The organism is Aeromonas sp. EERV15 (genome assembly GCF_900079845.1).
Taxonomy (GTDB): domain Bacteria; phylum Pseudomonadota; class Gammaproteobacteria; order Enterobacterales; family Aeromonadaceae; genus Aeromonas; species Aeromonas sobria.
In genome coordinates this window covers 33,641-58,271 of sequence record NZ_FKKY02000014.1, presented here as the reverse complement: position 1 = coordinate 58,271, position 24,631 = coordinate 33,641, and the positions used below count along the sequence as shown (strand labels likewise).

The window sequence follows — 24,631 nt, the reverse complement described above, 5'->3', positions numbered from 1 at the left end:
CAAATGCCTAGGAGATATACAAGATGAGACAGCACCTGGTAATGGGTAACTGGAAACTGAACGGCACCAAAGCTTCTGTTGAAGCTCTGATCAAAGGACTGACCCCGGCTGCTGCCGCTCATCCTTCTGTGCAAGTCGCCGTCTGCCCGCCGGTTATCTTTTTGGGTCTGGTTGAGCAGCTGACCGCTGACAGCAAAATTGCTTACGGTGCCCAGAACGCTGACCTTCACGAGTCTGGCGCCTTCACCGGCGAAAACGCCCCCTCCATGCTGAAAGCGTTCGGTTGCACCTACTCCCTGGTCGGCCACAGCGAGCGTCGTACCCTGCACGCAGAGACCGACGACGTGGTTGCTGCCAAGTACGAAGCGATCCAGAAAGGTGGCCTGGTGCCAGTTCTGTGCATCGGTGAAACTCTGGAGCAGTTCGAAGCCGGTGTGACCAAGAACGTGGTTGAGACCCAGCTGAAAGCCGTTATCGACCGTTGCGGCATCGCCTCTTTCAGCAACGCCGTTGTTGCATATGAGCCGGTATGGGCCATCGGTACTGGCAAGACTGCCACTCCGGAGATCGCTCAGTCCGTTCACGCGCACATCCGTCAGTATCTGGCCGGTTTTGACGCTGCTATCGCTGCCAAAGTACAGGTTCTGTACGGCGGTTCCGTCACTGGCGCTACTGCTGCAGACCTGTTCGGTCAGCCGGACATCGACGGTGGCCTGGTCGGTGGTGCGTCCCTGAAAGTGGACGACTTCTCCCAGATCATCGCGGGCGCAGCCCAGTAATCCTCGATTACTAATAAGAGAGGGGCTCGTCCCCTCTCTATATCGCTTTTCCTATGGTCACCCCGCATTCCATAGGAAAGCCGATATAGTAAAAGTGGCTTGTCTATTTCAACATTCGTATTTGACAACTCAGATCCAGAGGCACTCATGACCAAACAAATCAAACGTATTGGTGTTTTGACCAGTGGTGGCGACGCACCGGGTATGAACGCAGCTATTCGCGCCGTGGTTCGCGCCGGTTTGCATCATGGCCTGGAAGTTTACGGTATTTATGATGGCTACCTCGGCCTGCACCAGGATCGCATCGTCAAGCTGGAGCGCCACAGCGTCTCCGACGTGGTAAACCGTGGTGGTACTTTCCTCGGTTCTGCCCGTTTCCCTGCCTTTAAAGATCCGGCGGTACGTGCCGAAGCTATCCAGAACCTGAAAAAGCATGGCATCGATGCGCTGGTGGTGATTGGCGGTGACGGCTCCTACATGGGTGCCAAGAAGCTGACTGAAGAGGGTTTCCCCTGCATCGGCCTGCCGGGCACCATCGACAACGACATCGCCGGTACCGACTTCACCATCGGCTTTGATACTGCACTGAACGTGGTTGTTGACGCCATCGACCGTCTGCGCGACACCTGCAGCTCCCACCACCGCATCTCCGTGGTCGAGATCATGGGCCGCCACTGTGGCGATCTGGCCATGTCTGCAGCCGTTGCTGGCGGTGCCGAGTACGTGATCGTGCCGGAAGTGGCCTTCGACAAAGAGAAGCTGCTGCAACAGATCAAGGAAGGCGAAGCCAAAGGCAAGCGTCACGCCATCATCACCATCTGTGAGCACGTCACCGACGTCAATGTGCTGGCCAAGGACATTGAAGCGCTGACCGGTCGTGAAACCCGCGCCACCATTTTGGGCCATATCCAGCGTGGCGGGGCCCCGACTGCTCGTGACCGCATCATGTCCAGCCGTATGGGCGCCTTCGCTGTTGAGCAACTGCTGGCTGGCCAGGGTGGTCGCTGCGTCGGTATTCAGGGTAACGTCATGGTGCATCACGACATCATCGACTGCATCGAGAATCTGAAGCGTCCGTTCAATCAGGAACTCTACGATCTCTCTACCACCCTGTTCTAAGCGACTGCCGTTTAGATAGCTTGGTAATGCAAAAACCCTCCGCTGGAGGGTTTTTTCTATTTGAAGCAACCAGCCATAGCGCCAGCATGGCTGCTCATCCATCGCCCGGAACGGCTAACGGCCTCTCTGGCAACGTGCCGCCATCATCCTGCTCCTATTTCGCAACCCTGCGCACGGGAAGCGCGCTCATCCTCCCCTGCATTGTCTCTGCTCTCCCCCTTGGCCCAATCAGGGAATATGGGCATGCCGCTGCAGTTACAACACACACATCCGCCGCAACTATCCCCCTGCATCCAACCCATATCAATGACGACGGGCTCCGGCGGCCCCTCTTGATGGTTGACGATCACATAGACCTCTCAATGCCCGATAGCAGACTGTCCACCACCCATTGTCCATATGACAGCGGGATTACAGTGACTTGGCGGCTCAACCAGAGGCATGTCGTGCAAGCCGCCCCCGATTTGCGGTCATCATTACCAGTGGTTACTTTTTTTGGCGGGGTTATCTTAGCCAGAAATGGTCAACAGCATGATTGCGACAGTTTTCATCACCCATCCAGCGCCATAATAGCTGTGTTAATTTACCAAAAATAAAGATGGAGCCACATAAACCCCATTGAAAGCATCCTCACCAAAAACACAACATACTGATTTATAATGCATTTATACAAACCAGTTGATTGAAAAAACGCCACTAAGCCAAATGGTAGATAAAAACAGCACAAGATGACAAAAACAGACCGTTCGCCTCCGGCGACCACCAAAACACCCATTTAAACAACAATACGCTTGTTTTAAGGGCTGGTTATGGTATCTTGACTGCATCAACCAACAATCTGGGTAGAAGAAAATGAAAGAATTTGTTGTTACTGCCGTCTTTACGGTGTTTTTTACCCTGGTTGCTGTCTCTCTGCCCTCACTGTCACAGTTCTGAGCCGGATAGAGAGACATCAATCCGGAACATCCCTGTCAGACATGCCTGTTTTATCGCCACTAACTGGCGCTTTTCAACAGCACTGTCGTGATAGCCAACATAGATATGATTTCTGTACGTTGACGCTGCTTCTTTCGCCACAAGGGTGTAACCAGGATGGTTTAACCAGCAGCAGATCATATCCGAGGGGAGCCAAGCTCCCCTTTTTGTTGCCTGCCATTCAGCCCCCCCAGCCGCACCTTGCTCACGCTTGCCCCCTGATACCTGTCCGGCAGATATAAAAAAGCCCCCACCATCATGGCAGGGGCTCGCGTCACACAGTTTCAGCTCAAAGCTGTTTATCTCAGCGCTGTTTTAGTTCAACTCAACGCTGTTATGCCTTGTTCCAACGCTGTGGGTCATATTCCGGGCTAAAGCGGTCAACAATGACAGCACATGCCGCATCACCGGTGATATTGAGGGAGGTGCGGATCATGTCAAACAGACGATCCAGCGCAAACAGCAGCGGCAGCCCTTCAATGGGGATCCCGGCCGCCAGCAGCACGGCAACCACCAGGAAGCTTGGGCCCGGTACACCGGCCTGACCGATCGCCCCCAGGGTGGAGGTCACTATGATGGCAGCCCAGGCACCGACACTCAGGTCGATGTTGTAAACCTGCGCAAAGAAGATGGCGACCAGACCGTAATAGATGGCGTTACCGCTCATGTTGATGGTGGCCCCCAGCGGCAGCACGAAGGAGGCGGTCGCGTTGGTCACTTTCAGATCATGCTCGCAGGTCTCCATGTTGACCGGCAGGGTCGCCATGGAAGAGGCGGTGGAGAAGGCCACGATCTGCGGCTTCTTCATGGCAGAGAGGTACTTCATCACCGGCGTATTGGAAAACGCCATCACCAGCAGCGGATAGACCACAAAGCCGAAGATGAGGATCGCAGCCACATAAACCACGAACAGCTTGAGCACCAGCGTCAGCACGTCGAAGCCATAGGTACCGATGGCTTCGGCCATCAGACCAAACACCCCGAGCGGCGCGATGATCATCACCTTGTTGATCATCCAGACGAAGGCATCCACCAGGGTATTGAGCCCATCGACCAGCGGCTTGGCGCGTTCGCGCGGCTGTTTGGCCAGCGCAATGCCGAGGAACATGCAGAACACCAGGATCTGCAGGATGTTTGCCTCGTTGAGCGACTGGAACACGTTGGTGGGGATCATGCCAAGCAGGGTGGCAACCGCATCCGGCAACGCCCCTTTATCGGCGTAGTCACCGCTAAACATGGCGGAGGCTGAACCGAAATCGACCCCGACACCGGGTTTGAAGATCTGCCCCATCACCAGCGCCAGCAGCACAGCCAGTGCTGACGTGCCGAGGAAGAAGGCCAGGGTGGCTGCACCGATCTTGCCAGCAGCCGGGCTAGCACCCAGATTGGCTGCGCCGGAGAGGATGGCAACCGCCACCAGCGGGATCACCAGCATCTTGATCAGCTGGATAAACAGGGTACCGAGCGGTGCAAACACAGTGGCCTGCTCACCCATGAAGGCGCCGACCACTGCGCCCAAGACCATGGCCACCACAACCTGGAAGCCGATGTTTTTAATGAGTCCTTTAGTTAACACAATATGTTCCTTTATGTAGCAAAATTCACACTTTCCCAGTGCAATAAACCAAATAGGGGAATGAGCATCGGCTCATTCCCCTATTTGCACGTGTTATCTCACATTTAATAGCTGTTTTAAATCAGCAAGTCGTTAACCTTAACTATTAATAAGTTTGCTAAAAAGTAAAGATTCAACGCGGCCACGGTGATTTTTAGCCCATCCCCCCATGACAACTGGCAAAAGATTGTGCTAGCTTGGCTGCACAAACGTACACACAGGGATGTAAAGATGCTGAAAGTTAACGAATATTTTGACGGAAATGTAAAATCCATCGGTTTCGAACAAAAAGGCGAAAAATCTACCGTTGGGGTGATGAACGCCGGTGACTACCTGTTCAACACCGCCGCCCCCGAGCGGATGACAGTGATCAAAGGCGCACTCACCATTCAGCTGGCTGATGAAGATAAGTGGCACACCTATCACCAGGGTGAATCCTTCCTGGTAGCGGGCCACTCCTCCTTCAAACTGGAAGTGAAAACCCCCACCGCCTATCTGTGCGAATTTCTCGACTGATCCCGCAGGTTGAAGGGGCAAGTCCCCTTCAACCTGGATGAACATGCCGTCACCACTTTATCTGTGCCCATGTCACAGCACTGCATCTCCCCTCTTTCTATCTACGGCAAAAATCCTAGAATAAACAGACATAAACCATCACCGGATTGATGTCATGATCAGCGTATTTGACCTGTTTTCCATCGGCATTGGCCCCTCCTCTTCCCATACCGTCGGTCCTATGCGGGCCTCTTATGCCTTCGTCCAACTGCTCCGCCAGCAAGGTCAGCTGCCACACACTGCGCGGGTCGAAGTGGAGTGCTACGGCTCGTTGGGCCAGACCGGAAAAGGGCATGCGACCGGCAAGGCAATCATTCTGGGACTGGCCGGTTTTGAACCGGAATCGGTCGATATCGATGCTATTCCGGATCTGCTGGCCAAGGTGGATAAAGAACAAAGCCTGCTACTGGCCGGTGAACAGCCGAGCCACTTCCCCCGCAGCGGGGCCATCATCTTCAACCGCCGCAAGACGCTGGCGGCGCACACCAACGGCATGACCCTGCGCGCCTTTGCCGCCGACAACGTCCTGCTGTTTAGCCAGACCTACTACTCCATCGGGGGCGGCTTCATCATTGAAGAGAGCCACTTCGCCACCGCCAAGGAAGAAGCCATCAAAACAGATGCCGAGCACCCGGTCCCCTACCCGTTTGACAGCGGGGCCCAACTGCTCGCCCACTGCCAGGAGAGCGGCCTCTCTATTTCTGGTCTGATCCTGGCTAACGAACGGGTATTTCGCAGTGATGAACAGATAAAAACAGGGTTGCGCAAGATCTGGCAAGCGATGCAAGGCTGCGTCGAGCGGGGCTGCAAAAGCGAAGGGGTGCTGCCGGGCGGCCTCAAAGTGCTACGCCGCGCGCCGGGGTTGTTCCGCCAGCTCAGCTGCGAGACCAACTTCAACAAGGATCCGCTGATGGTGATGGAGTGGGTCGATCTGTTTGCCCTCGCGGTCAATGAAGAGAACGCCGCCGGTGGCCGGGTGGTCACCGCCCCCACCAATGGGGCGGCCGGGATCATTCCTGCGGTACTGCACTACTACGATCGTTTCGTCCACAAGGTGGATGACGAGATGCTGGTACGCTACTTCCTCACCGCAGCCGCCATCGGCATCTTATATAAGAAGAACGCCTCGCTATCGGGGGCGGAAGTGGGCTGTCAGGGTGAGGTCGGGGTCGCCTGCTCCATGGCCGCCGGGGCACTCACCGAGCTGTTTGGCGGCAGTCCGGCGATGGTCGAGAACGCCGCCGAGATCGGCATGGAGCACAATCTTGGCCTCACCTGCGATCCCATCGGCGGGCTGGTACAGGTGCCCTGCATCGAGCGTAACGCCATGGGGGCAGTCAAGGCGATCAATGCCGCCCGCCTCGCCCTGCGCGGCACCGGCGAGCACAAGGTATCGCTGGATAAGGTGATCAAAACCATGTGGGAGACCGGCAACGACATGAAGACCAAATACAAGGAGACCGCCCGCGGTGGCCTGGCAGTTAACATTACTGAATGTTAAAAAACAGAAACTGACTCCATTTGGTTCCTAAATGCCCGGCATCGCCGGGTATTTTTATGGGTAAACGCTTAACAAAATGGATAAGCAACAAAATTAATTTTATAATCCCGCCTCAGATTCAACAAAAATAGATCTATTTCAACTTTTTTTAGGTCTTGAGCCGTTACACTACGGTTATCTGGTTCTGTGACCTGCGCTGACAAGCGCGTCCCATGGATCTTCCAAATTTCTGTGAGTGGGCATGCCGCCCCCTTCTACCCTGAGGTAATTGTGACATGATCAGCGTTTTTGATATCTTCAAAATCGGTGTAGGCCCCTCTTCTTCCCACACAGTTGGCCCGATGAAAGCGGCCAAGCAGTTTGTTGACGAGCTGCGCGCAGGCGGCAAAATCCGCGAGATCACCCGCATCAAAGTGGATGTTTACGGCTCCCTCTCCTGGACCGGTAAAGGCCACCACACCGACACCGCTATCATCATGGGTCTGGCAGGCAACTTGCCGGAAAACGTCGATATCGATGCGATCCCCGAGTTTATCTCTCGCGTCGAGCAGACCGAGCGTCTGCCGATCGGTCTGCACTGCCACACCGTCAGCTTTCCGCGCAATGCCATGGTGTTCCATGACGAAGCCCTGCCGCTGCACGAAAATGGCATGAAGCTGACTGCTTTCATTGAAGATGAAGCGGTTTACAGCAAGACCTATTACTCCATCGGCGGTGGTTTCATCGTTGACGAAGAGAACTTTGGCAAAGCAGACAGCGGCGACATGTCGGTCCGCTATCCGTTCAAGAGCGCAGCCGAACTGATTGCCCACAGCAGCCAGACCGGTCTCTCCATCTCCGCCCTGATGCTGGAGAACGAGAAGTGCTTCAATACCCCGGAAGAGATCTACAAGAAGTTCGGCAAGATCTGGAACACCATGCGTGAAGGGATCGAGCGCGGCTGCCGCACCGAAGGTGTACTGGCCGGCCCGCTGCGGGTTCCCCGCCGTGCTGCCCCGCTGTTCCGTCAGCTCAGCACCAACGAGAATCTCTCCAACGATCCGATGAACATCATTGACTGGGTCAACATGTTCGCGCTGGCCGTGAGTGAAGAGAACGCGGCCGGTGGCCGTGTGGTCACTGCACCGACCAACGGTGCCGCCGGCATCATCCCGGCCGTACTGGCCTACTACGACAAGTTTATCCAGCCGGTTGGCCGTGATGAGTACACCCGTTTCTATCTGGCTGCCGGTGCCGTCGGTATTCTCTACAAGATGAATGCTTCCATCTCCGGTGCCGAAGTGGGTTGCCAGGGTGAAGTGGGCGTATCCTGCTCAATGGCCGCTGCCGGTCTGACCGAGCTGATGGGCGGTAGCCCTGAGCACGTCTGTGAAGCCGCCGAGATCGGCATGGAGCATAACTTGGGTCTGACGTGTGATCCGGTTGCCGGTCAGGTACAGGTGCCTTGCATCGAGCGTAACGCCATTGCAGCCATGAAGGCGGTCAACGCCTCCCGCATGGCCCTGCGTCGTACCTCCAAGCCACGTGTATCACTGGACAAGGTCATCGAAACCATGTACATCACCGGCAAGGACATGGACTCCAAGTACCGTGAAACATCCCGTGGTGGTCTGGCCATCAAGGTGATGCAGGTCTCTTGCGAATAAGGGTTCACCCTCTTGTTCAAAGCGGGATCGTCGATGATGGCGGCCAGTTAAGGCGCCATTGACCGATCCCCAACAATGAAAAATCCGAAACCTGTTGCAGGGTTTCGGATTTTTTTATGCCTGTCGAACAGGGTCAGGAAGCTAGCCACAGGCGGCCAGCAGTAGGCAAGCGGGCCGGCGATCACTACAATGGCGCTCTTTTGGATGTAACGAGTAATAGACATGGCGGAACTGACTTATCTGGGTGGCTATCCAGATCCCCTCAAAGCCCAGGTACAACAACTGATCAGTGCAGGCAAGCTGGGAGATATGCTGGCCAAACGCTATCCCGATAGCCATCAGGTCCAGAGTGACAAGGCGCTGCTGGCCTACACCATGGAGCTGAAGAACCGCTACCTCAAGAGTTCGGCGCCGTTATCCAAGGTGGTCTTCGATGGCAAGATCAATGTCATCAAGGATGCCCTCGGCCTGCACACCTATATCAGCCGGATCCAGGGCAACAAGCTCAAGGCCAAGAACGAGATCCGCATCGCCGCTCTGTTCAAAGAGGCACCGCCCCCTTTTCTGAAGATGATCGTGGTACACGAGCTGGCCCACATCAAAGAGAAGGATCACAACAAGAGCTTCTATCAGCTCTGCCAGCACATGGAGCCGGACTATCATCAACTGGAGTTTGATCTCAGACTCTGGCTCACCTGGCGCGATATCGACAAGGCCAGCCGCTAGGCTGACAACCGTTTCAAGGAGGAAACATGTCATTTGCCGCTATCCCCTTTAGCACCAGGCTATTTATTGCCAATGTGGGGCGCGCATCACGCGGGCTGCTGGCCCTGCTGCTTCTGCTCGCGGGCCACAGCGCCCGGGCCGATGAGCGCTGGCAGAGCGACAGCTATCTGGTCGAAAGCTTTATGGCCATCGCCATGGAGCGGGAGTATGGCGAAGCCAAGCAGACCCGTTTTGCCCGCTGGCAGCAACCGATCCGGTTGCAGCTCATCAACGAGTCGGGGGACAAGCCGCTGCAAGCGGAGGTGGTGAAGGTGCAGGCGGCCCATCTGGCCCGCATCACCGGCCACCCCATCAGCATGGTGACCACAAAGCCCAATCTGACCCTGATCATGACCGACTACAGCAAGATGAAGAGCTGGGCCAACCGCACCATGGGGAACGACCCGTCTGTCAACATCGCCCTCAAGGAGGGGCTCTGCCTTGCCAACTTCGCCACCAATCCGCAGCACGAGATCAGCCGTGCGACCATCATCATTCCGGTGGACTACAGCCGGGCCAAGGGGCGTTTTCTCGACTGCGTGGTGGAGGAGTTCACCCAGGTGATGGGGCTACCCAACGACTCGGACAAGGTGTTCCCCTCCATCTTCAATGACAACAGCATCGACAGTTTTCTGACCGGCCTCGACTATGTGCTACTCAAGATGGCCTATCACCCGGCCCTCAAGGCAGGGATGAACAGTGACGAGATCCGCGCGGCACTGCCCATTGCGCTGGCGGATCTGCGCGCCAAGGGGGAGATCCGCGAAGCCAATCGCCGGGTGCAGCAGCAGAGTTTGAAAAACTGGGCGGGACTGTGAATACCTCGCCTGCCGGTGCTATCAGGCAGCAGTGGCTGCCATCTCCCCAACCACTGGTTCGCAGTGAGGTTCGAAGCGCAACACCCGATGGCAGATCTGGCGCAGCAGCGCCTGTTGGTGGCTAAAAATCAGGATACCAAGCCCGCGCTGTTCGCACTCGCGCATCAACTCCAACCAAATATGGCGCTGGATTTGCGGGTCCAGCTGAGCGGTCACCTCATCTGCAATAAGCAGACGAGTGCGGGGATCAAGGGCTCGCAGCAGCGCGATGCGGGCCAACTCGCCGCCAGATAGCTGACCGGGTTTGCGACTGAGCCACTCGGGCTTGACCATAAAACGGGCCAGCATGGTCTCATCGGGACGCCACACATCCCACAGCGCCTGGCCGGTAGTGCGATAGGGATTGAAAGTGAGTTCCGGGTGCTGGGGCACCAGCTGGATGGGGTTATACCCCTTCACTGGCTCAGGCACCGGCTGCCCATCCAGCAGTATTTCCCCGCTTCCCCGAACCGGTTGCCAACCGGCTAATACCCGCCCCAGCGTGGTCTTGCCATAACCGCTCGGGGCGGAGATGCCGAGCCGCTCGCCCGCTTTGACTGCCAACGATAGCCCCTGCCAGAGGGGGCGTTCCCCTTGGGCGATGGTGAGATCTCGTACTTCAAACATCAGGAAACCTCCGACACAGCAAAGAGCGAATTGAACTCGGGCAGCGCCTGCCAGTGGGCACGGAGCATCTCGCTCCCCTGCCCCTGGCGCAGATGGTGGCTGCTCAAGGTATCGCTCACCTGCCCCTGATGCAGCGCCACGATGCGATCGGCAAAACGGGCCGCCAGCGCCAGATCGTGAGTGACCCAGAGGATACCGCTGCCCTGATTGGCCAATTCGCGCAACTGGCTGAGCAACAGGCAGGCCAGCTCGTCGTCGAGCCAGGCGGTGATCTCGTCCGCCAGAATGTAGCGGGCGCCGCCAAGCGCCGCAGTGCAGGCCAGAATGCGCTTGGCCATGCCGCCGGAGAGCTGGCGTGGGAATCTGTCTAGGGTGGTCGCGGGCAGCTGGTAGCGCAGCAGTTGCTCGCCGAGCCGCTCGCGAGAACCATTCTGGCCGCAGAGGCGTGCCGCCCGGCCTAGCTGGCGCTCCACCGTCAGCAGCGGATTGAGGGCGCTTACCCCCTGTGGCACATAGCAGAGGGTGTGGCCGCGCAGACGGGCCCTACCGGCATCGCACAGAGGCGTGCCATCGAGAGAGATGCTGCCGCGCATTCGCAGATTGTCCGGCAGCAATGTCAGAGCGCTTTGCAGCAGCAGGCTCTTGCCCTCGCCGCTCCCTCCCACCAGTGCCACTATCTCCCCCGGTGCCAGTTGCAGGCTGATATCGGTCAGCAAAGGCTGCCAGCTGCGCCGCCCCAGCCAGGAGTAGTGGGCCGCCTCTATGGTCACCTGATCAAAACTCAGCATGGTTCACTCCTGTGCCACAACAGCTGTTGCAAGGCGCGGGTAGCCTGATCAAACAGCAGAACCAGCAGCAACAACATCAGCCCTGGGAAGAGGGCCAGCCACCAGCCGCCACCAGCCAGATAACGCAGGGCATCGGCCAGCAGCAGGCCAAGGGAGGCCTCGTGGGCCGCCAGCCCAAAGCCGAGAAAGCTCAAGGCCGCACTGTGCAGCACCGCATGGGGAAACATCAGCAAGGTGCCGATAAACCACTGGGGCAACAGCCCCGGCAGCAGGTGGATGCGCCAGCGACGCAGCGCCCCCATCCCCTGACAGCGGGCCAGCACCACATAGTCGCTGCAGGCGATCCGCCGCGCCTCGGCGCAGAGAATGAGCGCCAGCTTGGGCCAGTGGGTCAGTGCCACCGCCAGGATCACCCCGCGCATGCCGCCCCCCACGGTAAAGCAGATGAGGATCAGCAGCAGCATATGGGGCAGCGCCAGCATGGCGTCGATCACCATTCGTACCGCCGCATCACATCTGGGGTGAATGAGCGACACGCTGGCCGCCACCATGGCCAGCAACCCGCTACAGAGCGCCGTGCTGATCCCCAGCTCCAGACTGGTGAGGGTGCCCTGAAAAGCCCGCAACCAGAGATCCCGCCCCATCTGATCGGTGCCGAACCAGTGGGCCAGCGAGGGGGGCTGCTGACGCGCCAGCAGATCCATCGGCACATCCTGATGAGAGAGGCTCCAGCCGTAAGTGGCCAGCAGCGCCAATCCGAGCAGGGCAAAAACCAGCCGCAGTATGGAGGGAAACGGATTAAACAGCATGCTCACCCTCCCAGCCTCGATTGATGCTGGCCAGCAGCAAACTGGCCACCGTGTTGCCAATAAAGACCAGCAGGGTGCAGAAGAGCACTATGCCCATCAGCAAGGGGATATCCCCCCGCAGCCCCGCATCCACGGTGGCCTGGCCGAGCCCCGGATAGGAGAAGACCTTCTCCGCCAACAGCGAGCCGCCAATCAGCTCGCCGAGGGAGGCAAACTGCAGGCAGAGCGCCGGGGTCAGGGCGTGGCGCAGCACATGAAAACGCAGCATGGGCCAGCCGCCATCCCCCTGAGCGCGGGCGTAGCGGATAAAGTCACTCTCCAGCACCTCGGCCACTCGCGCCCGGGTATGCAGGGCAATATTGCCCAGCCCGAGCAGGGCGAGCGTGGTCACCGGCAGCAGCAGATGACGCAACCGCATGACCCAATCCGCCTCATCGGCAGCGAGCCCCGGCGTCCAGGCGCAGCAGACCGGCAGTAGCGGCCAGTGCACCGCAAACAGGGCGAGCAGCAACAGGCCGACCCAGAAGGTGGGCAGGGAGGCTAGCAGGTAAGCAAAGCGGCAAATAAAGCGATCGGGCCAGCGGTTGAGATAGCGACCGGCGCTGAGGCCCAGCAAAATCCCGAAAAAGCCGGAGAGCAGCCAAGCGCCAGCCAGCAGCAGGAAGGAGGCGGCAAAGCGCTGGCCAATTACCTCACCCACAGGTGCGTTGTAGAGCATGGAGTAACCGAGATCCCCCTGCAGCACCTGGCTAAACCAGTGCCAGTAGCGCAGCCAGAGCGGTTGATCCAGCCCCCAGCGAGCGGCAATGCGGGCGTACTGCTCCGGCGGCACATGGAGCAGATCGTTGCCGATATAGGCCTTGATGGGGTCGATGGGGGAGTAACTCAGCAGCACAAAGGTGGCGACCGAGACCAGACATAACAGCCCTGCCAGACGCAGCAGGGCTTTTAACAACAGATAACCTGAATGACTCAAAGGCGAACTTAACGGCACGTCCACCGCCAATCCTGCAGGTTGTTGAGCAGGGACCAGCTACCGTGGATTTCCGGCGCCCCCTTGCCAAGATCGATGCAGCGGTTGGCGAGATAGGTATGCTGCACATTGAGCAGCCAGGCCCAGGCGGCATCCCCCTGTACCCCGGCGCCGGTCTTGCCATCCCACTCCACCTGCTGCCAGAACGGCACGGCAGCCTGCCAGTTCGGGGCATCCAGCGCCTGCTTGAGGTGGCCATCCACCACAGGGTTGCTGTAGTAGCCCGGGTTGTAGAACTCCACGCCACCGGAGCCGCTCTGGTAGTGGTGATAGAGCTCCATGGGATCCAGACTCCCCCACCCCATCAGCACCGGGTTGGCGTGCATCTCCCGCTCCACCTGCTCCCAGCTGCCGGATTTGAGGCTCACCTCAAGGCCAATGGGTTTGAGCATGGCGCGCACCGCTTCCGCCAGATCCCGGCGGGTGCTGTCACCGCTGGTGTACCAGAGGGTAATGGCGGCGCGCAGGTCGCCCTTGTGGCGAATGCCGTCACTGCCCATCTTCCAGCCTGCCTCGTCGAGCAGGGCGTTGGCATGGGCGGCATCGCCGTCCTTGAAGGCGGTGGCTTTGTTTAGCCAGGGCAAGCCTTCCACCGCGCTATCGGCAGGGATGGCGTGCCCTTCCAGCAGTTGATCGGCCAGCAGCTTGCGGTCGATGGCGTAGTTGATGGCGCGACGCACCGCAACATCCGAGGTCACGTCGTTGCCGATGGGATAACCCTTGGCATCCTTACTGCCCGCAGCAGGAATGGGGAAGACGATGCCACGGTTCTCCACGCTCGGCCGCACCCACAGCTTGAGGGAGGCAGGCACGGTGGGCGCCAGCGACGGGGGGATGCGCACCAGATCGAGCTGGCTGCTCTGGGCAGCGGCATAGGCGCTCTCTTCATCGATAAAGACAAACACCAGCCGTTTGAAATCATTGTTGCCACCGGCGTAATAGGGGTTCGCCTCCACCACCAGTTGCTGACCGGGCAGGAAGCTCACCAACCGGTAAGGGCCTGCGCCGACAGGCTTTTGGGCATATACCTTGGGATCGTAATCCTTCTTCGACACGATACCGAGCGAGCCCAGCACGTTGACGAAGGTGCTCTGGGGGGCACTCAGGGTGATGGCCACCTCGGTGGGTGAGACCACCCTGGCCGAGACAAAGTTGCCCATGTCGATCTTGCCGCCGCCCTGGGCCGCGCTGTTGTAGGTAAAGGCCACATCCTCGGCGGTGAGCGGTGCGCCGTTGGAGAATTTCAGATCAGCCTTGAGGGTAATGAGCCACCCCTTGCCATCCTTGTTCGGAGTCACCGCTTGGGTGAGCAGATCCTGCCAGCTGAGATCAGCGTTCTGCTTGAGCAGCGGGCTGTGCAGCAGCAGGTAGCTGCCGTGGCTCCAACCCAGCAAAGGGTCAAACCCTTCGGTGGGTTCGCTACCGATGGCAAGCTTGAGCTCGGCAGGCACAGGTTGGGCGGCGGCCAGCGCAGTATGAGAGGCGGTGCCCAGCAGCAGAGTCAACAGGGCGGCAGCACTGGGGCCGACGTAATGGCGAAGGCAATTGCGTGGAATCGTCATGGGGATCCTTTTTATGGTTCCACTCACTCTTTATCTCTGAAAGAAGAGGTTGAATGCGTGCTGGTAAATGCGAGTGAGGGGCCAAAGTGGCCCCCTATTCTAAACTTGATTTCGCGTGAAACCTAGCGACTATGCCGGTTGGCCACGCCGGGCACCAAATAGCCGTCTGCGCCCCAGATCCACACCGCCAGCCCCTTGCTGCACCGGCAAGGAGAGCAGCATCTTGAGGGTGCTGCTCACCAGTGAGCGCCCCTGCTCGGCCCCGAGATGGGGTTCGAGCGGCGACATCAGGGAGCAGGCCAGCAGCTGACCACTTTCGGGCAGTTCACCCACCATAAAGGTCAGGTTGCCGCAGGGGAGCTGCAGGGCTAGCCGATCGCTGCTGCTGCGCACCGGCCACAGTTGATCTGGCCCCGGCAGCACCACCACACTCAGCATCCAGGGGGTGAGCACGCAGCCGAGCCACTGCTCTTCAAACAGCACGCACTCCGCAACTATTGGCATGGTGGCGTGATAGAAGGGCAACCCTTGCATCTCCTCCCGGGCGATCCGCTCATACTGGGCTACCAGTAACGGCGCAGGATTGGTGGCAAAACCCGAAAACTCCTGCACGCGTTCCTGCATGGCATCTGCCTCGCTTAAATGGGACTGCGCCATAGGCCCTCCCGCGCTTGTTCAGCTTTTTCCTGCTCAGAGAGCGGGATGGCAGGGGCACCGACACTGGCCAGCAGGGTCAAAATCCGATCCGTCGCCTCCCCCATTGCGGCCGCCACCACAGGGGTGAGCCCGATGCGCGGTTCGAGGGATTCGGGTTCTATGCCGATCAGGGTGAGCCGCTTTGGCGACTCCCCCGTCATGTGCAGCGCCGAGAGCACGTCCGCCAGCCCCAGCTGATGGGGGGATATCTTGCGACCAAACAGGGTCGGGATCTCCTCATCCTTCAGGGTCACCACTATGCCCGGCGGATTACCGCTGCGCACCGCATCCGCCAGAATGATGTGATCGCGACTGGCCATCGCTTCGAGCAGCTCCATACCAGCGGTACCGCCGTCGAGCAGCTCGATGCCGGGGGCGAAACGGTATTCGCGCCCCAGCGCCTCGACGATGCGCACGCCGACGGCTTCGTCGCTCAACAGCAAGTTGCCGACGCCCAGGATCAGGGTGTTCATCACAGCACCTTCACCTGAGTCGTTTCGCCATTTTGGGTATCCACCACGTGGACCGCGCAAGACATGCAGGGATCGAACGAGTGGATGGTGCGCACCACTTCCAGCGGTTTGGCGGGATCCGCCACCGGGGTGCCCACCAGCGCCTGCTCGTAGGGACCGGGCTCGTCATTGAAGTTGCGCGGGCCCGAGTTCCAGGTCGATGGCACCACCGCCTGATAGTTCTCGATCTTGCCGCCCTTGATGACGATCCAGTGGGAGAGCATGCCGCGCGGTGCCTCTTCAAAGCCCACCCCGCGAAACTCCTTGTCCGCCGGGATCTCCGCCTTGATATAGGCGGTGGTGTCCCCCTTGCCGATGTTGTCCACCAGCGCCTTCCACTGATTTGACAGGGTATCTTTGAGCACGCAGCAGCGCACCGCCCGGCCGATGATGCGGCCCATGGTGGAGTGCAGCTGTTCGGTCTTGATGGCCGAGCCGGTGAGCGCCTTGTAGATGCCATTCAACTGGTCGAAATGCGCCACCGTCTCCGGGTGTTTGGCGGCCAGTTTCACCAGCAAGTCGGCAAGCGGCCCCACCTCCACCACCTTGCCGTAGAAGGTGGGGGATTTGACCCAGGAGTATTTGCCGTCATCCTGCCAGCCGGTGTAATCGGGCTCGGTCTTGCCCTCCCAGGGTTTGAGAGGCTCGTCATCCTTGTACCAGGCGTGCTTGTTGCTCTCGGCGATACCGTCCATCAGCCAGCCATCCTGATGGCTCTCGATGGGGCGATAGCTGGCCAGATTGCCATTCTCGATGTAGCCGCCCGGCATCAGGAAGCTGCCGCCGTCACCGTCGGTGGGGAGCTCCGGCACGCTCAGGTAGTGCTTGGCCCCCTGCCCCAGATTCAGCCACTCGGGGTAGTGCGCGGCGATGATGGCGGCATCCACCTTGTAGACCTGCTCGATAAACTCGCCGAGCCGGTCGATAAAGCTCTTCACGTAGAGCAGCCGCTCTAGGTTGAGCACGCTCGGCGCATCCAGATTGATGGGGTTGGCCACGCCGCCCACCGCCAGATTCTGGATGTGTGGGCTCTTGCCACCGAGGATAGCGACGATGCGGTTGGCATCGCGCTGGCACTCCAGCGCCTGCAGGTAGTGGGCCACGGCGATGAGGTTTACCTCCGGGCTCAGCTTCATCTCCTTGTGACCCCAGTAACCGTTGGCAAAGATGCCGAGCTGGCCGCTCGCCACCAGCGCGCGGATCTTGTCCTGCACCTTGGTCAGTTCATCGGCACTGTTGAGGGACCAGGTTGATACCCCCTTGAGCATGTCCGCCGCTTTTTGCGGATTGGCCTCAAGGGCCGCGGTGATGTCCACCCAGTCCAGCGCGGAGAGCTGATAGAAGTGGACGATGTGGTCGTGGATGTTGTGGGCCGCGATGATGAGGTTGCGGATGTACTGGGCGTTGACCGGCACCTTGGCGCCGATGGCGTTCTCCACGGCCCGCACCGAAGCGATGGCGTGAATGGAGGTACATACCCCGCAGATGCGCTGCACTATCATCCAGGCATCGCGCGGGTCGTTGCCCTTGACGATCTCCTCCATCCCGCGCCACATGGTGCCGGACGACCAGGCTTTGGTCACTTTTCCGCCTTCGATTTCGCAGTCGATACGCAGGTGCCCCTCAATGCGGGTGATGGGGTCTATGGTGATTCGTTGGCTCATACGTTGACTTTCCCTCGGGCCTGATAATCTTGGTGAACACGTTCAAGTGATGGCAGTACCGGCAACAGCCGGATCAGCAGTAAATAGGCACACACCTCGATGGCCACGAAGCCAACGGAGATCAGCACCTCCTCCGCAGAGGGGAAGTAGTGGTAGCCATTGCCGGGGTTGAAGGCGAGCAGCGAGTAATCCAGTCGCCAGAGGGCTGCGCCCAGCAGCATGCTGAGGGCCCCCAGAAACAACATACGCGAATCGCGGCGGCTCTTGTCCCAGTGGAACACCAGCAGCGGGAAGATCATCAGCGCAATCTCGCTCCAGAACATGATGGAGAAGCGGTTGAGATCGGAGAGGTACTCCGACTTGTCATTGATGACGATCTCGGCAAAGCGCAGCGCCACAAACAGGATCAGGAAGATATCGATCACCTGGGTCAGCTTGTAGAACAGCGACTTCTCGTTGGGGCCACGTCCCGCCAGTCCCGCCTGCACCAAAGAGCCCTCAAACACCACGATGGAAAAGCCCATGATAAAGGCGGTCAACAGCGAGAAGACCGGCAGCAGCTCGTAGCTTTGCCAGAGCGGATGGATCTTCTCCCCCGCCACTATCATCAGGGAGCCCATGGAGGATTGGTGCATAGTGGGCAGCAGTGCCCCCAGCGCCAGGACGAAGAACATGATCTTGTTGAGGCGAATGAGTGACGCCTTCCAGCCAAACTTCTCCAGCAATACCGGCGCGAACTCCAGCGCCATCACCCCGATATAGATGGTCATGCAGACCGCCGTCTCGAACAGCACCGAGGAGGTGTTGAAGTGGCCGGGCAGGTAGAAGTACGGCAGGTTCCAGTAACGCCCCACGTCGATGGTGATGGAAAGCCCCCCCAGCGAATAGCCAAACAGGCTCGCCAACAGGGCCGGTCGCACCAGCGGGTGATACTCGCCGCGGTTGAACACATAGACCGCCCAGGCCAGCGCCCAGCCGCCACAGGCGAAACCGGTGCCGATCAGCAGGTCAAAGGAGATCCACAGCCCCCAGGGATAGCCGCCGTTGAGATCGGTGACCGAGCCCAGACCGAAGACGAGACGTTTGAGGATCAGCATGCCGCACAGCACGGCAAAAGGTGCCAGCACCAGCACCGGCCAGCTGACCAGCTTGCCGCCGAGGGGATGAGCTTTATGGTTACTCATGATCCTTGCCTCCCTTTGTTGCGTCCTGATCCTTGCTCTGCGCACTCCCCTGATCATGATCATCGTCATGATCGTGACCGTTCTTCTTGGTATTGCGGCGAATGAGCACCGAAAGGCCGGTCAGCACCACCATGGGCAGCACCATCCCCTTGTAGAGGGTGTGCTGGATATGCTCGGAGCGGGCACCGGAGGAGAGCTCCGGCAGGTCGGGCATGTCGAGCTTGGTATAGGGCACCCCGGCCAGCACCAGCACCTGAGTGCCGCCCCCCTCCTTCTCGCCATAGACGTAAGGCTGGTAGTTGGGCACCTCGTGCAGGTAAGGATCGTTGGCGCTGAAGGTTTGGCGCGGATAGGCATATTCACTGCCAGGGCTCGCCAGCAGGCGGCGCTTGGCCTCGGCCATCAGCTCCTCGCGGGTGCCGAAAATCACGGCGCCGGTGGGGCACACCTCGACACAACCGGGCAATTTGCCCTGATCAATCCGCTCAAGCCCTTTCTGGTTGCAGAGCTCGCACTTGTGGATCGCTCCAAGCGGGTTGTCGTAGTCATATTTGGGCACATCGAACGGGCAGCCCACCATGCAGTAGCGGCAGCCGGTGCAGACGTCCGGATCGTAGTGAACGATGCCGGTCTTGGGATCCTTGGTCAGCGCCTGCACCGGACAGACCGAGACGCAGTTGGGATCGACGCAGTGCATGCACTGCTTTTTGATGTAGGCGTAGCCATCCACCAGCTGATCCTTATGCTCACCCGTGCCGCTCTTCCACACCTGAATGATGTTGTTGGTGTAGGGGGTCAGCTTGTCGTTAGTGGACCAGGTCTGTGCTCCCTCCGGATTGGACGGGTTGCCATTCAAACGCTGACACTCCGCCACACAGGCCTGACAGCCGACGCAGAGGGTGGAGTCATACAACATGCCGAGCGACCCGGGAATGGGCGGCTTGTTCTTGGCCGCCGCCAGTGCGCTGCCGGGCACGGCGGCACCTGCCGCCAGTGCACTGGCAGAGGCGAATTTGAGGAAATTGCGTCTGTTCACGGTTACTCCTCCCGTGATGGGTGCTGCCCGGCTTCGTGGCGCTTCTGCTGGCGACCGAGTTCACGCACCGTCATCAGACTCACCCCTACCAGCACCCCGAGGGCGCCACCGATCAGGCCAGTCGCGGTGGGCGAGGTATAGCCCCCCTCCTGGATCTTCACATCGGGTTTATCCACCCGCGGGGTCGGGTTCTCGACCTTGGCCAGCTGGAAGATCCCCTTGCTAAAACCGACCCCCTGCTCGTTGCAGCCATAGCAGGGGTGGCCGATGCCGACCGGCCAGATGCCGCCGCCCACATCGCAGAACTCCAGTGTCGAGCAGTTGCCGTAGGTCTCCGGCCCCTTGCAGCCCAGATGGTAGAGGCACCAGCCCTGACGGTGGCCCTCATCGCCAAACTCCTTGGCAAAACGCCCTGCGTCGAAGTGCGGACGACGCTCGCAGTTCTCATGGATCAGGCGCTCATAGGCAAACAACGGGCGCTTCTTGCTATCCAGCGCCGGCAACTTGCCGTAAGTGATGTAGTAAGCGACCGTGGTGAGGAAGTTGTGGGGATTGGGCGGGCAACCCGGGATATTGATGATCGGGGTGCCGATATTGCCCAGCGCCTCTTCCAGACTGACGGCGCCGGTCGGGTTGCTACCGCTGGCAGGCACGCCGCCCCAGGCGGAGCAGGAGCCGATGGCAATGACCGCAGCCGCATCGACGGCGGCACGGCGAATATGGTCGACGATAGGCTCACCGGCCACCATGCAGTAGACACCACCATCTTTCAGCGGAATGGAGCCATCCACCACCAGCAGATACTTGCCTTTATAGCGCTTGATGGCGTTGTGCTTGTTCTCTTCCGCCTGATGACCAAACGCCGCCGAGAGTACCTCGTGGTACTCCAGCGAAATGGTATTGAGGATCAGGTTCTCGATGGTGGGGTGAGTTGCCCGCAGCAGTGACTCGGTACAACCGGTACACTCCTGCGCCCCAATCCAGATCACCGGCGGCCGCTCGGGGCTGGTGAGCGCGGTGGCCATCTTGGCGACGGCATTCTGACTTAATCCCAGGGTTGCGGCCATCCCGGCACACAATTTCATAAAATCACGGCGATTAATCCCATGAGCCGATAAAAAATTATCCTCGACCATTCTTCTTATTCCCGTAGTGAGCACTTGTTTGGTAAATGCTTAATAGCGGAAATGCTAAGGACTCACCCACCCTGCAGTATTGATCTCTATCAATTTCGACAGGCTTACCCCTATTTTCGAGGCGAGCTACATCACAAATCAAATTATTTACCCCTAAAGAGATACCAGCTACCGCGTAAATTTAATGAATTTAATTGGATGCCAAATAATTAATCGCACAACAGACCAATCTTTACCAAAGGGTTAAATTAATATGGGCGGCGATTTGGGCACATTCTTAATTTCACAAACCGGATACGCCACCATAAATGCTCAGCTGGATATATCTTCATGCACCCAGCCGCATATTTTTGTCATCCCCTTTGCTGCCCCCTATCAGACTGGATGCTTGGCTCCCTTGCCTGATGCGCCTTCACCGGCAGCACTGGCAGCACGGGTCAAGCTTGCGTCAGGCCCATTGCGTTCCTCTTGCTGGCACCCACCACGCTATCAATGGAAAAACAGCCCCTACAACCGCCCTGCTTATCCAATGGGAAAAATTTTCTAAAACGGCGAAACTTACGCACAAAAATGAATGGTGATTCACATTTAATGGTGCTGCCAAAAACGCCAGCACCGCATCATTAACATATTAGCAATGTCGTTATTGTTGATGAGTTGTTCGTTAATATACAAGTTACATTGTTAAACAGCACAATATTTACCTTAACGTCACCTCACGTAATTAACCAACACGTAAATGGACATGAACACACCACGATAATGATAAAAGCTCTTATTCAATAGCCATACTGGAATATTTATACCGCCCTCAACATGGCAAGATGAAAATAGTAGCCACCCGAAGGTTCGCTCTGACATCACGATAGCATCACCACTATTCTGCAGATGAGTGATGCCATGATTAGTTCAACTCGACCTTGCCAATGGCCAGCACCGCCAAGCTGGGGCGGTAATCAATACCTCCTGCTCTAGCCACTGGGCCTGACTCTTCAGCACATCCAGCCAAGGGAGCGCTTCCGTTCCCCCTTCATCCTCAGTCAAGGGCAGCGCACGCCAGGGGATCTTGCCACTGCCAGCGGTGAAGGAGCCCACAGGCCGGGCGTAATGACCCAGATAGGGCCGCAGATCGCAAGGTAGCCAGAGCCGCGCTGGACGATCAAGGTCGCGCGCCAGCTCGATGGCGATATCAATACCCCGTTGATCGAGATCGCCAAAGTGAGCCCACTGCACCCCCTGCGGCAATAGCGGGATAAACCGTTTGGCAAGGGTGGTATTGCGCCCGGGGGCAAACAGCAGCAGTTGCCCGGGCTGGAGCGGGTAGTCAACAAAGGCGCCCTTGTTCTCCACCGTGATGACCTGATGCCCTTGCCACCAGATGGCCGCCAGGGTGGCCAGCGCCCGCTCAGGCAAGGCCAGCTCACCCAGTAGCGTTATCACCGCCGTCATATCCTGAGGTTGACCATGCTTATCGACCAATGAGAGCGGATCCAGCGTGCGCAGGCGGATCACCTCATCCTGAGTCAAGGTCATGTTCGCACACTGTGGGCTGGCGTTGTCCCCGACGCGCGGATGTTTGCTATCCCCGTGCCAGAGCGCATGAAAGCTGGCCTGATTGAGCCGTGACGGCAACGCTATCCCCAGGCTTTGCAACTGCTCTCCCTTGTCCGGTTCGGGGGGCGGCACCTGCGCCAACTGCCCGAACAGATACGCCCGTCCCGCCTCGGTCAGCACACAACGGGCACCAAGCCTAACAGGCTTTACTCCGTCAACCGCCTGCAACAGATCTTTCAACTCCCTACCATGCCTGCTCTCAAGGGAGCAGCCCTTCTCGTTCTGGCTATCGAGCAGCCGGACACACAACTCCTGTACCCGGATTTCATCAAACAGCGACATCCTCACCTCCCCACATGGCTTCATATGACGAAGTAGAGGTGATTTTCCCTGTCATTACTGTGACCGGCTTCGCAAGCGGTTCTCATCAGAGCCTCCATGCCCGCCCCGTTACTGGTAAACCCGCCACAAACGGCGCAAGCTGGTTTGATAGAGAGATACGCCGCCAATGTACGGCACGGGCCGACAACGCGATACCCGCTTTCACAAGGGCTTCCCATGACCCAGTCGACAGACAAACCACAACCCTCCTCATGGCATTTTTCGGATCTCCGCGAGCTGGCGCAGTTGCTCACCTTGGCCCTGCCCGCCGCAGTACAGATGACCGAAGCTGTGCATCAAGCGATATTGAGCGGCATGGGGTTTAAGGGGCGGGACAAAGGGAAGACAGCGGGGATCACCGGGCTGGTTTACAAGGGGGTGCATGGGGCGGCCAACACCTTGAGCCATGGCATTAATGGGCTGCTGACGCACCTGCCACCGACCCCGCCGCAGCACCACATTCCCGAGACCCCCAAACGCGCCGCCCTGATCGCCACCCTCAACGGAATAATGGGGGACAAACTGGTCGAGAGCGACAACGCCCTCGCCACCCCCATGACCCTACGCTATCAAGGCAAGCCTCTTGATTGGCAGGCGATGCCCGCAGATCTTCCCCCCGAAGGCCGGGTACTGTTGATGGTCCATGGCCTGTGCATGAATGATCTGCAGTGGCAAACCCGCTATCAGGACCAGCCCGTCAATCATGGGGAAAATCTGGCTAATACCCTTGGTTATGTCCCCCTCTATCTGCGCTACAACTCGGGGCTGCCCATTGCCCAAAATGGCCAACAGCTGGCCCTGTTGCTGGAACAGTTGACCAGCCACTGGCCGGGGCAACTCAAGGAGATCAACGTGCTGGGCTACAGCATGGGGGGGCTGGTTGCCCGCAGCGCTTGTCATTATGCCAGCCACGACGATCTCACCTGGCCCGCACACCTCGGTAACCTGCTCTTTATCGGCACCCCCCACCATGGTGCGCCGCTGGAACATGCAGGCCATTGGCTAGAGCAACTGTTGCCCGCTACCGCTTACACAGAGCCCTTTGTCAGGCTGGCAAGGGTGCGCAGCATCGGGATCAAGGATCTGCGCCACGGCAAGGTGATCGAGCCGCTCGCAGCGCCCGACCATTCCACGCCCTTGCGGGATCCGCGCACGCCACTACCCCTGCCTGCCGGGGTGAACTGCTTTGCCATCGCGGCCACCACCGCCGCCAAACGCAGTCTGCTGGCAGACAGATTGATTGGCGATGGGCTGGTCCCCTTGCGTAGCGCCCTCGGCCAACACAACGAGGCGCGCCACCAGCTGGCCTTCCCCCCCTCTCATACCATGATTGCCTATCGCACCAGCCATATGGCCCTGCTCGCCAGCCCGCAAGTGGGCCAACAACTGCTGCAGTGGCTTGCCCCGCATAAGGCATAAGGGTCGGCCTACCAACAAGGGGTCGGCGACACCTCTTATTCGTCCGCCAGGGGACGATGCTAATGGCATCGTGAATGTGGCAACCGGTGGACGAAACACCGAAAAGTACTATGCCGGCCTGCAGATCTGCCTACCGCTGTGTCACTGATCTGTCTGAATTCTCGACGACCTTGTATATCGTCGCCCCCAGCGAAAACTGTCTATTAATGCAACAGAGTGCTGGCCCAGAGCGGGCGCCTGTGGCAGGCTGGGTTGTCGAAGGACAGACCACCATGACACCTTGTGTGTCCCCATAGCAAAGGAGCGCCACCGATGGCCAAAGTGAACAAAAAAGAGATCAAGAAGAAGATCGCCGCACGTCTTGAGAAAATTGCCAAACATGAAGGCAAGATCAAGAAACTGAAAAAAGCCCTGAAAT

The 24,631-nt window shown here is 58.7% G+C and carries 21 protein-coding genes; 8 read left to right on the top strand and 13 right to left on the bottom strand.

From position 1 onward, the window contains the following. The first annotated feature begins 23 nt into the window (after positions 1-23). The gene (tpiA, locus tag BN4575_RS13470) at positions 24-779 is read left to right on the top strand and encodes a triose-phosphate isomerase (RefSeq protein ID WP_042021855.1); all 756 of its coding nucleotides are present in this window, start codon (positions 24-26) and stop codon (positions 777-779) included. Between the two features lie 147 nt (positions 780-926). Then, positions 927-1,898: a 6-phosphofructokinase gene (pfkA, locus tag BN4575_RS13465; protein WP_042021853.1), complete on the top strand. Its 972-nt coding sequence runs from the start codon at positions 927-929 to the stop codon at positions 1,896-1,898. Positions 1,899-3,207: 1,309 nt separating this feature from the next. On the opposite strand, the gene BN4575_RS13460 is transcribed toward pfkA, so the two are convergent. After that, complete coding sequence (locus tag BN4575_RS13460; protein WP_083221041.1) at positions 3,208-4,449, bottom strand: dicarboxylate/amino acid:cation symporter; 1,242 nt, start codon at positions 4,447-4,449, stop codon at positions 3,208-3,210. Between the two features lie 270 nt (positions 4,450-4,719). Between BN4575_RS13460 and BN4575_RS13455 the strand changes: the two genes are divergently transcribed. The 5 genes from BN4575_RS13455 (at position 4,720) to BN4575_RS13435 (ending at position 9,773) form a co-directional block, all read left to right on the top strand. Continuing rightward, entirely contained in the window at positions 4,720-5,004 is a 285-nt protein-coding gene (locus BN4575_RS13455) for a pyrimidine/purine nucleoside phosphorylase (protein ID WP_068978539.1), read from the top strand. Between the two features lie 154 nt (positions 5,005-5,158). Continuing rightward, on the top strand, positions 5,159-6,544 hold the full coding sequence (locus BN4575_RS13450; protein ID WP_042021850.1) for an L-serine ammonia-lyase: 1,386 nt from the start codon (positions 5,159-5,161) through the stop codon (positions 6,542-6,544). 275 nt (positions 6,545-6,819) lie between these two features. Continuing rightward, positions 6,820-8,190: an L-serine ammonia-lyase gene (locus BN4575_RS13445; RefSeq protein WP_042021848.1), complete on the top strand. Its 1,371-nt coding sequence runs from the start codon at positions 6,820-6,822 to the stop codon at positions 8,188-8,190. Positions 8,191-8,412: 222 nt separating this feature from the next. Next, the gene (locus BN4575_RS13440; protein ID WP_042021847.1) at positions 8,413-8,916 is read left to right on the top strand and encodes a M48 family metallopeptidase; all 504 of its coding nucleotides are present in this window, start codon (positions 8,413-8,415) and stop codon (positions 8,914-8,916) included. A 26-nt stretch (positions 8,917-8,942) separates the two neighbouring features. Continuing rightward, complete coding sequence (locus BN4575_RS13435) at positions 8,943-9,773, top strand: DUF2927 domain-containing protein (RefSeq protein ID WP_068978538.1); 831 nt, start codon at positions 8,943-8,945, stop codon at positions 9,771-9,773. Between the two features lie 21 nt (positions 9,774-9,794). On the opposite strand, the gene BN4575_RS13430 is transcribed toward BN4575_RS13435, so the two are convergent. The 12 genes from BN4575_RS13430 to BN4575_RS13375 form a co-directional block, all read right to left on the bottom strand. Beyond that, entirely contained in the window at positions 9,795-10,439 is a 645-nt protein-coding gene (locus BN4575_RS13430) for an ATP-binding cassette domain-containing protein (protein ID WP_068978537.1), read from the bottom strand. Beyond that, positions 10,439-11,227: an ATP-binding cassette domain-containing protein gene (locus BN4575_RS13425; protein WP_068978536.1), complete on the bottom strand. Its 789-nt coding sequence runs from the start codon at positions 11,225-11,227 to the stop codon at positions 10,439-10,441. Before BN4575_RS13425 ends, BN4575_RS13430 begins: the two co-directional genes overlap by 1 nt. Then, entirely contained in the window at positions 11,221-12,036 is an 816-nt protein-coding gene (locus tag BN4575_RS13420) for an ABC transporter permease (RefSeq protein ID WP_068978535.1), read from the bottom strand. Before BN4575_RS13420 ends, BN4575_RS13425 begins: the two co-directional genes overlap by 7 nt. Then, positions 12,026-13,036: an ABC transporter permease gene (locus tag BN4575_RS13415; protein WP_068978534.1), complete on the bottom strand. Its 1,011-nt coding sequence runs from the start codon at positions 13,034-13,036 to the stop codon at positions 12,026-12,028. Before BN4575_RS13415 ends, BN4575_RS13420 begins: the two co-directional genes overlap by 11 nt. Further along, positions 13,021-14,631, bottom strand: coding sequence for an ABC transporter substrate-binding protein (locus tag BN4575_RS13410; protein WP_068978533.1), 1,611 nt, complete (start codon positions 14,629-14,631; stop codon positions 13,021-13,023). Before BN4575_RS13410 ends, BN4575_RS13415 begins: the two co-directional genes overlap by 16 nt. Before the next feature lie 129 nt (positions 14,632-14,760). Next, the gene (hybE, locus tag BN4575_RS13405; protein ID WP_068978532.1) at positions 14,761-15,288 is read right to left on the bottom strand and encodes a hydrogenase-2 assembly chaperone; all 528 of its coding nucleotides are present in this window, start codon (positions 15,286-15,288) and stop codon (positions 14,761-14,763) included. After that, entirely contained in the window at positions 15,270-15,800 is a 531-nt protein-coding gene (locus tag BN4575_RS13400; protein WP_068978531.1) for a HyaD/HybD family hydrogenase maturation endopeptidase, read from the bottom strand. The genes hybE and BN4575_RS13400 overlap by 19 nt, the downstream gene beginning before the upstream one ends. Further along, positions 15,800-17,503: a hydrogenase 2 large subunit gene (gene hybC, locus BN4575_RS13395; RefSeq protein ID WP_068978530.1), complete on the bottom strand. Its 1,704-nt coding sequence runs from the start codon at positions 17,501-17,503 to the stop codon at positions 15,800-15,802. Before hybC ends, BN4575_RS13400 begins: the two co-directional genes overlap by 1 nt. Beyond that, positions 17,500-18,687: a Ni/Fe-hydrogenase cytochrome b subunit gene (gene hybB, locus BN4575_RS13390; protein ID WP_068978529.1), complete on the bottom strand. Its 1,188-nt coding sequence runs from the start codon at positions 18,685-18,687 to the stop codon at positions 17,500-17,502. The genes hybC and hybB overlap by 4 nt, the downstream gene beginning before the upstream one ends. After that, positions 18,680-19,723, bottom strand: coding sequence for a hydrogenase 2 operon protein HybA (gene hybA, locus BN4575_RS13385; RefSeq protein ID WP_068978528.1), 1,044 nt, complete (start codon positions 19,721-19,723; stop codon positions 18,680-18,682). Before hybA ends, hybB begins: the two co-directional genes overlap by 8 nt. 2 nt (positions 19,724-19,725) lie before the next feature. Then, entirely contained in the window at positions 19,726-20,859 is a 1,134-nt protein-coding gene (gene hybO / locus BN4575_RS13380) for a hydrogenase 2 small subunit (protein WP_068978527.1), read from the bottom strand. 909 nt (positions 20,860-21,768) lie between these two features. Further along, entirely contained in the window at positions 21,769-22,755 is a 987-nt protein-coding gene (locus BN4575_RS13375; RefSeq protein ID WP_068978526.1) for a Wadjet anti-phage system protein JetD domain-containing protein, read from the bottom strand. Between the two features lie 216 nt (positions 22,756-22,971). On the opposite strand from BN4575_RS13375, the gene BN4575_RS13370 reads away from it, so the two are divergent. Continuing rightward, complete coding sequence (locus BN4575_RS13370; protein ID WP_068978525.1) at positions 22,972-24,213, top strand: lipase family alpha/beta hydrolase; 1,242 nt, start codon at positions 22,972-22,974, stop codon at positions 24,211-24,213. The last annotated feature ends 418 nt before the right edge of the window (positions 24,214-24,631 follow it).

Bases quoted from the DNA above. Each gene is read 5' to 3' on its own strand.
- tpiA (WP_042021855.1), top strand. From the start codon at position 24: ATGAGACAGCACCTGGTAATGGGTAACTGGAAACTGAACGGCACCAAA.
- pfkA (WP_042021853.1), top strand. From the start codon at position 927: ATGACCAAACAAATCAAACGTATTGGTGTTTTGACCAGTGGTGGCGAC.
- BN4575_RS13455 (WP_068978539.1), top strand. From the start codon at position 4,720: ATGCTGAAAGTTAACGAATATTTTGACGGAAATGTAAAATCCATCGGT.
- BN4575_RS13450 (WP_042021850.1), top strand. From the start codon at position 5,159: ATGATCAGCGTATTTGACCTGTTTTCCATCGGCATTGGCCCCTCCTCT.
- BN4575_RS13445 (WP_042021848.1), top strand. From the start codon at position 6,820: ATGATCAGCGTTTTTGATATCTTCAAAATCGGTGTAGGCCCCTCTTCT.
- BN4575_RS13440 (WP_042021847.1), top strand. From the start codon at position 8,413: ATGGCGGAACTGACTTATCTGGGTGGCTATCCAGATCCCCTCAAAGCC.
- BN4575_RS13435 (WP_068978538.1), top strand. From the start codon at position 8,943: ATGTCATTTGCCGCTATCCCCTTTAGCACCAGGCTATTTATTGCCAAT.
- BN4575_RS13430 (WP_068978537.1), bottom strand. From the start codon at position 10,439: ATGTTTGAAGTACGAGATCTCACCATCGCCCAAGGGGAACGCCCCCTC.
- BN4575_RS13425 (WP_068978536.1), bottom strand. From the start codon at position 11,227: ATGCTGAGTTTTGATCAGGTGACCATAGAGGCGGCCCACTACTCCTGG.
- BN4575_RS13420 (WP_068978535.1), bottom strand. From the start codon at position 12,036: ATGCTGTTTAATCCGTTTCCCTCCATACTGCGGCTGGTTTTTGCCCTG.
- BN4575_RS13410 (WP_068978533.1), bottom strand. From the start codon at position 14,631: ATGACGATTCCACGCAATTGCCTTCGCCATTACGTCGGCCCCAGTGCT.
- hybE (WP_068978532.1), bottom strand. From the start codon at position 15,288: ATGGCGCAGTCCCATTTAAGCGAGGCAGATGCCATGCAGGAACGCGTG.
- BN4575_RS13400 (WP_068978531.1), bottom strand. From the start codon at position 15,800: ATGAACACCCTGATCCTGGGCGTCGGCAACTTGCTGTTGAGCGACGAA.
- hybC (WP_068978530.1), bottom strand. From the start codon at position 17,503: ATGAGCCAACGAATCACCATAGACCCCATCACCCGCATTGAGGGGCAC.
- hybB (WP_068978529.1), bottom strand. From the start codon at position 18,687: ATGAGTAACCATAAAGCTCATCCCCTCGGCGGCAAGCTGGTCAGCTGG.
- hybO (WP_068978527.1), bottom strand. From the start codon at position 20,859: ATGGTCGAGGATAATTTTTTATCGGCTCATGGGATTAATCGCCGTGAT.
- BN4575_RS13375 (WP_068978526.1), bottom strand. From the start codon at position 22,755: ATGTCGCTGTTTGATGAAATCCGGGTACAGGAGTTGTGTGTCCGGCTG.
- BN4575_RS13370 (WP_068978525.1), top strand. From the start codon at position 22,972: ATGACCCAGTCGACAGACAAACCACAACCCTCCTCATGGCATTTTTCG.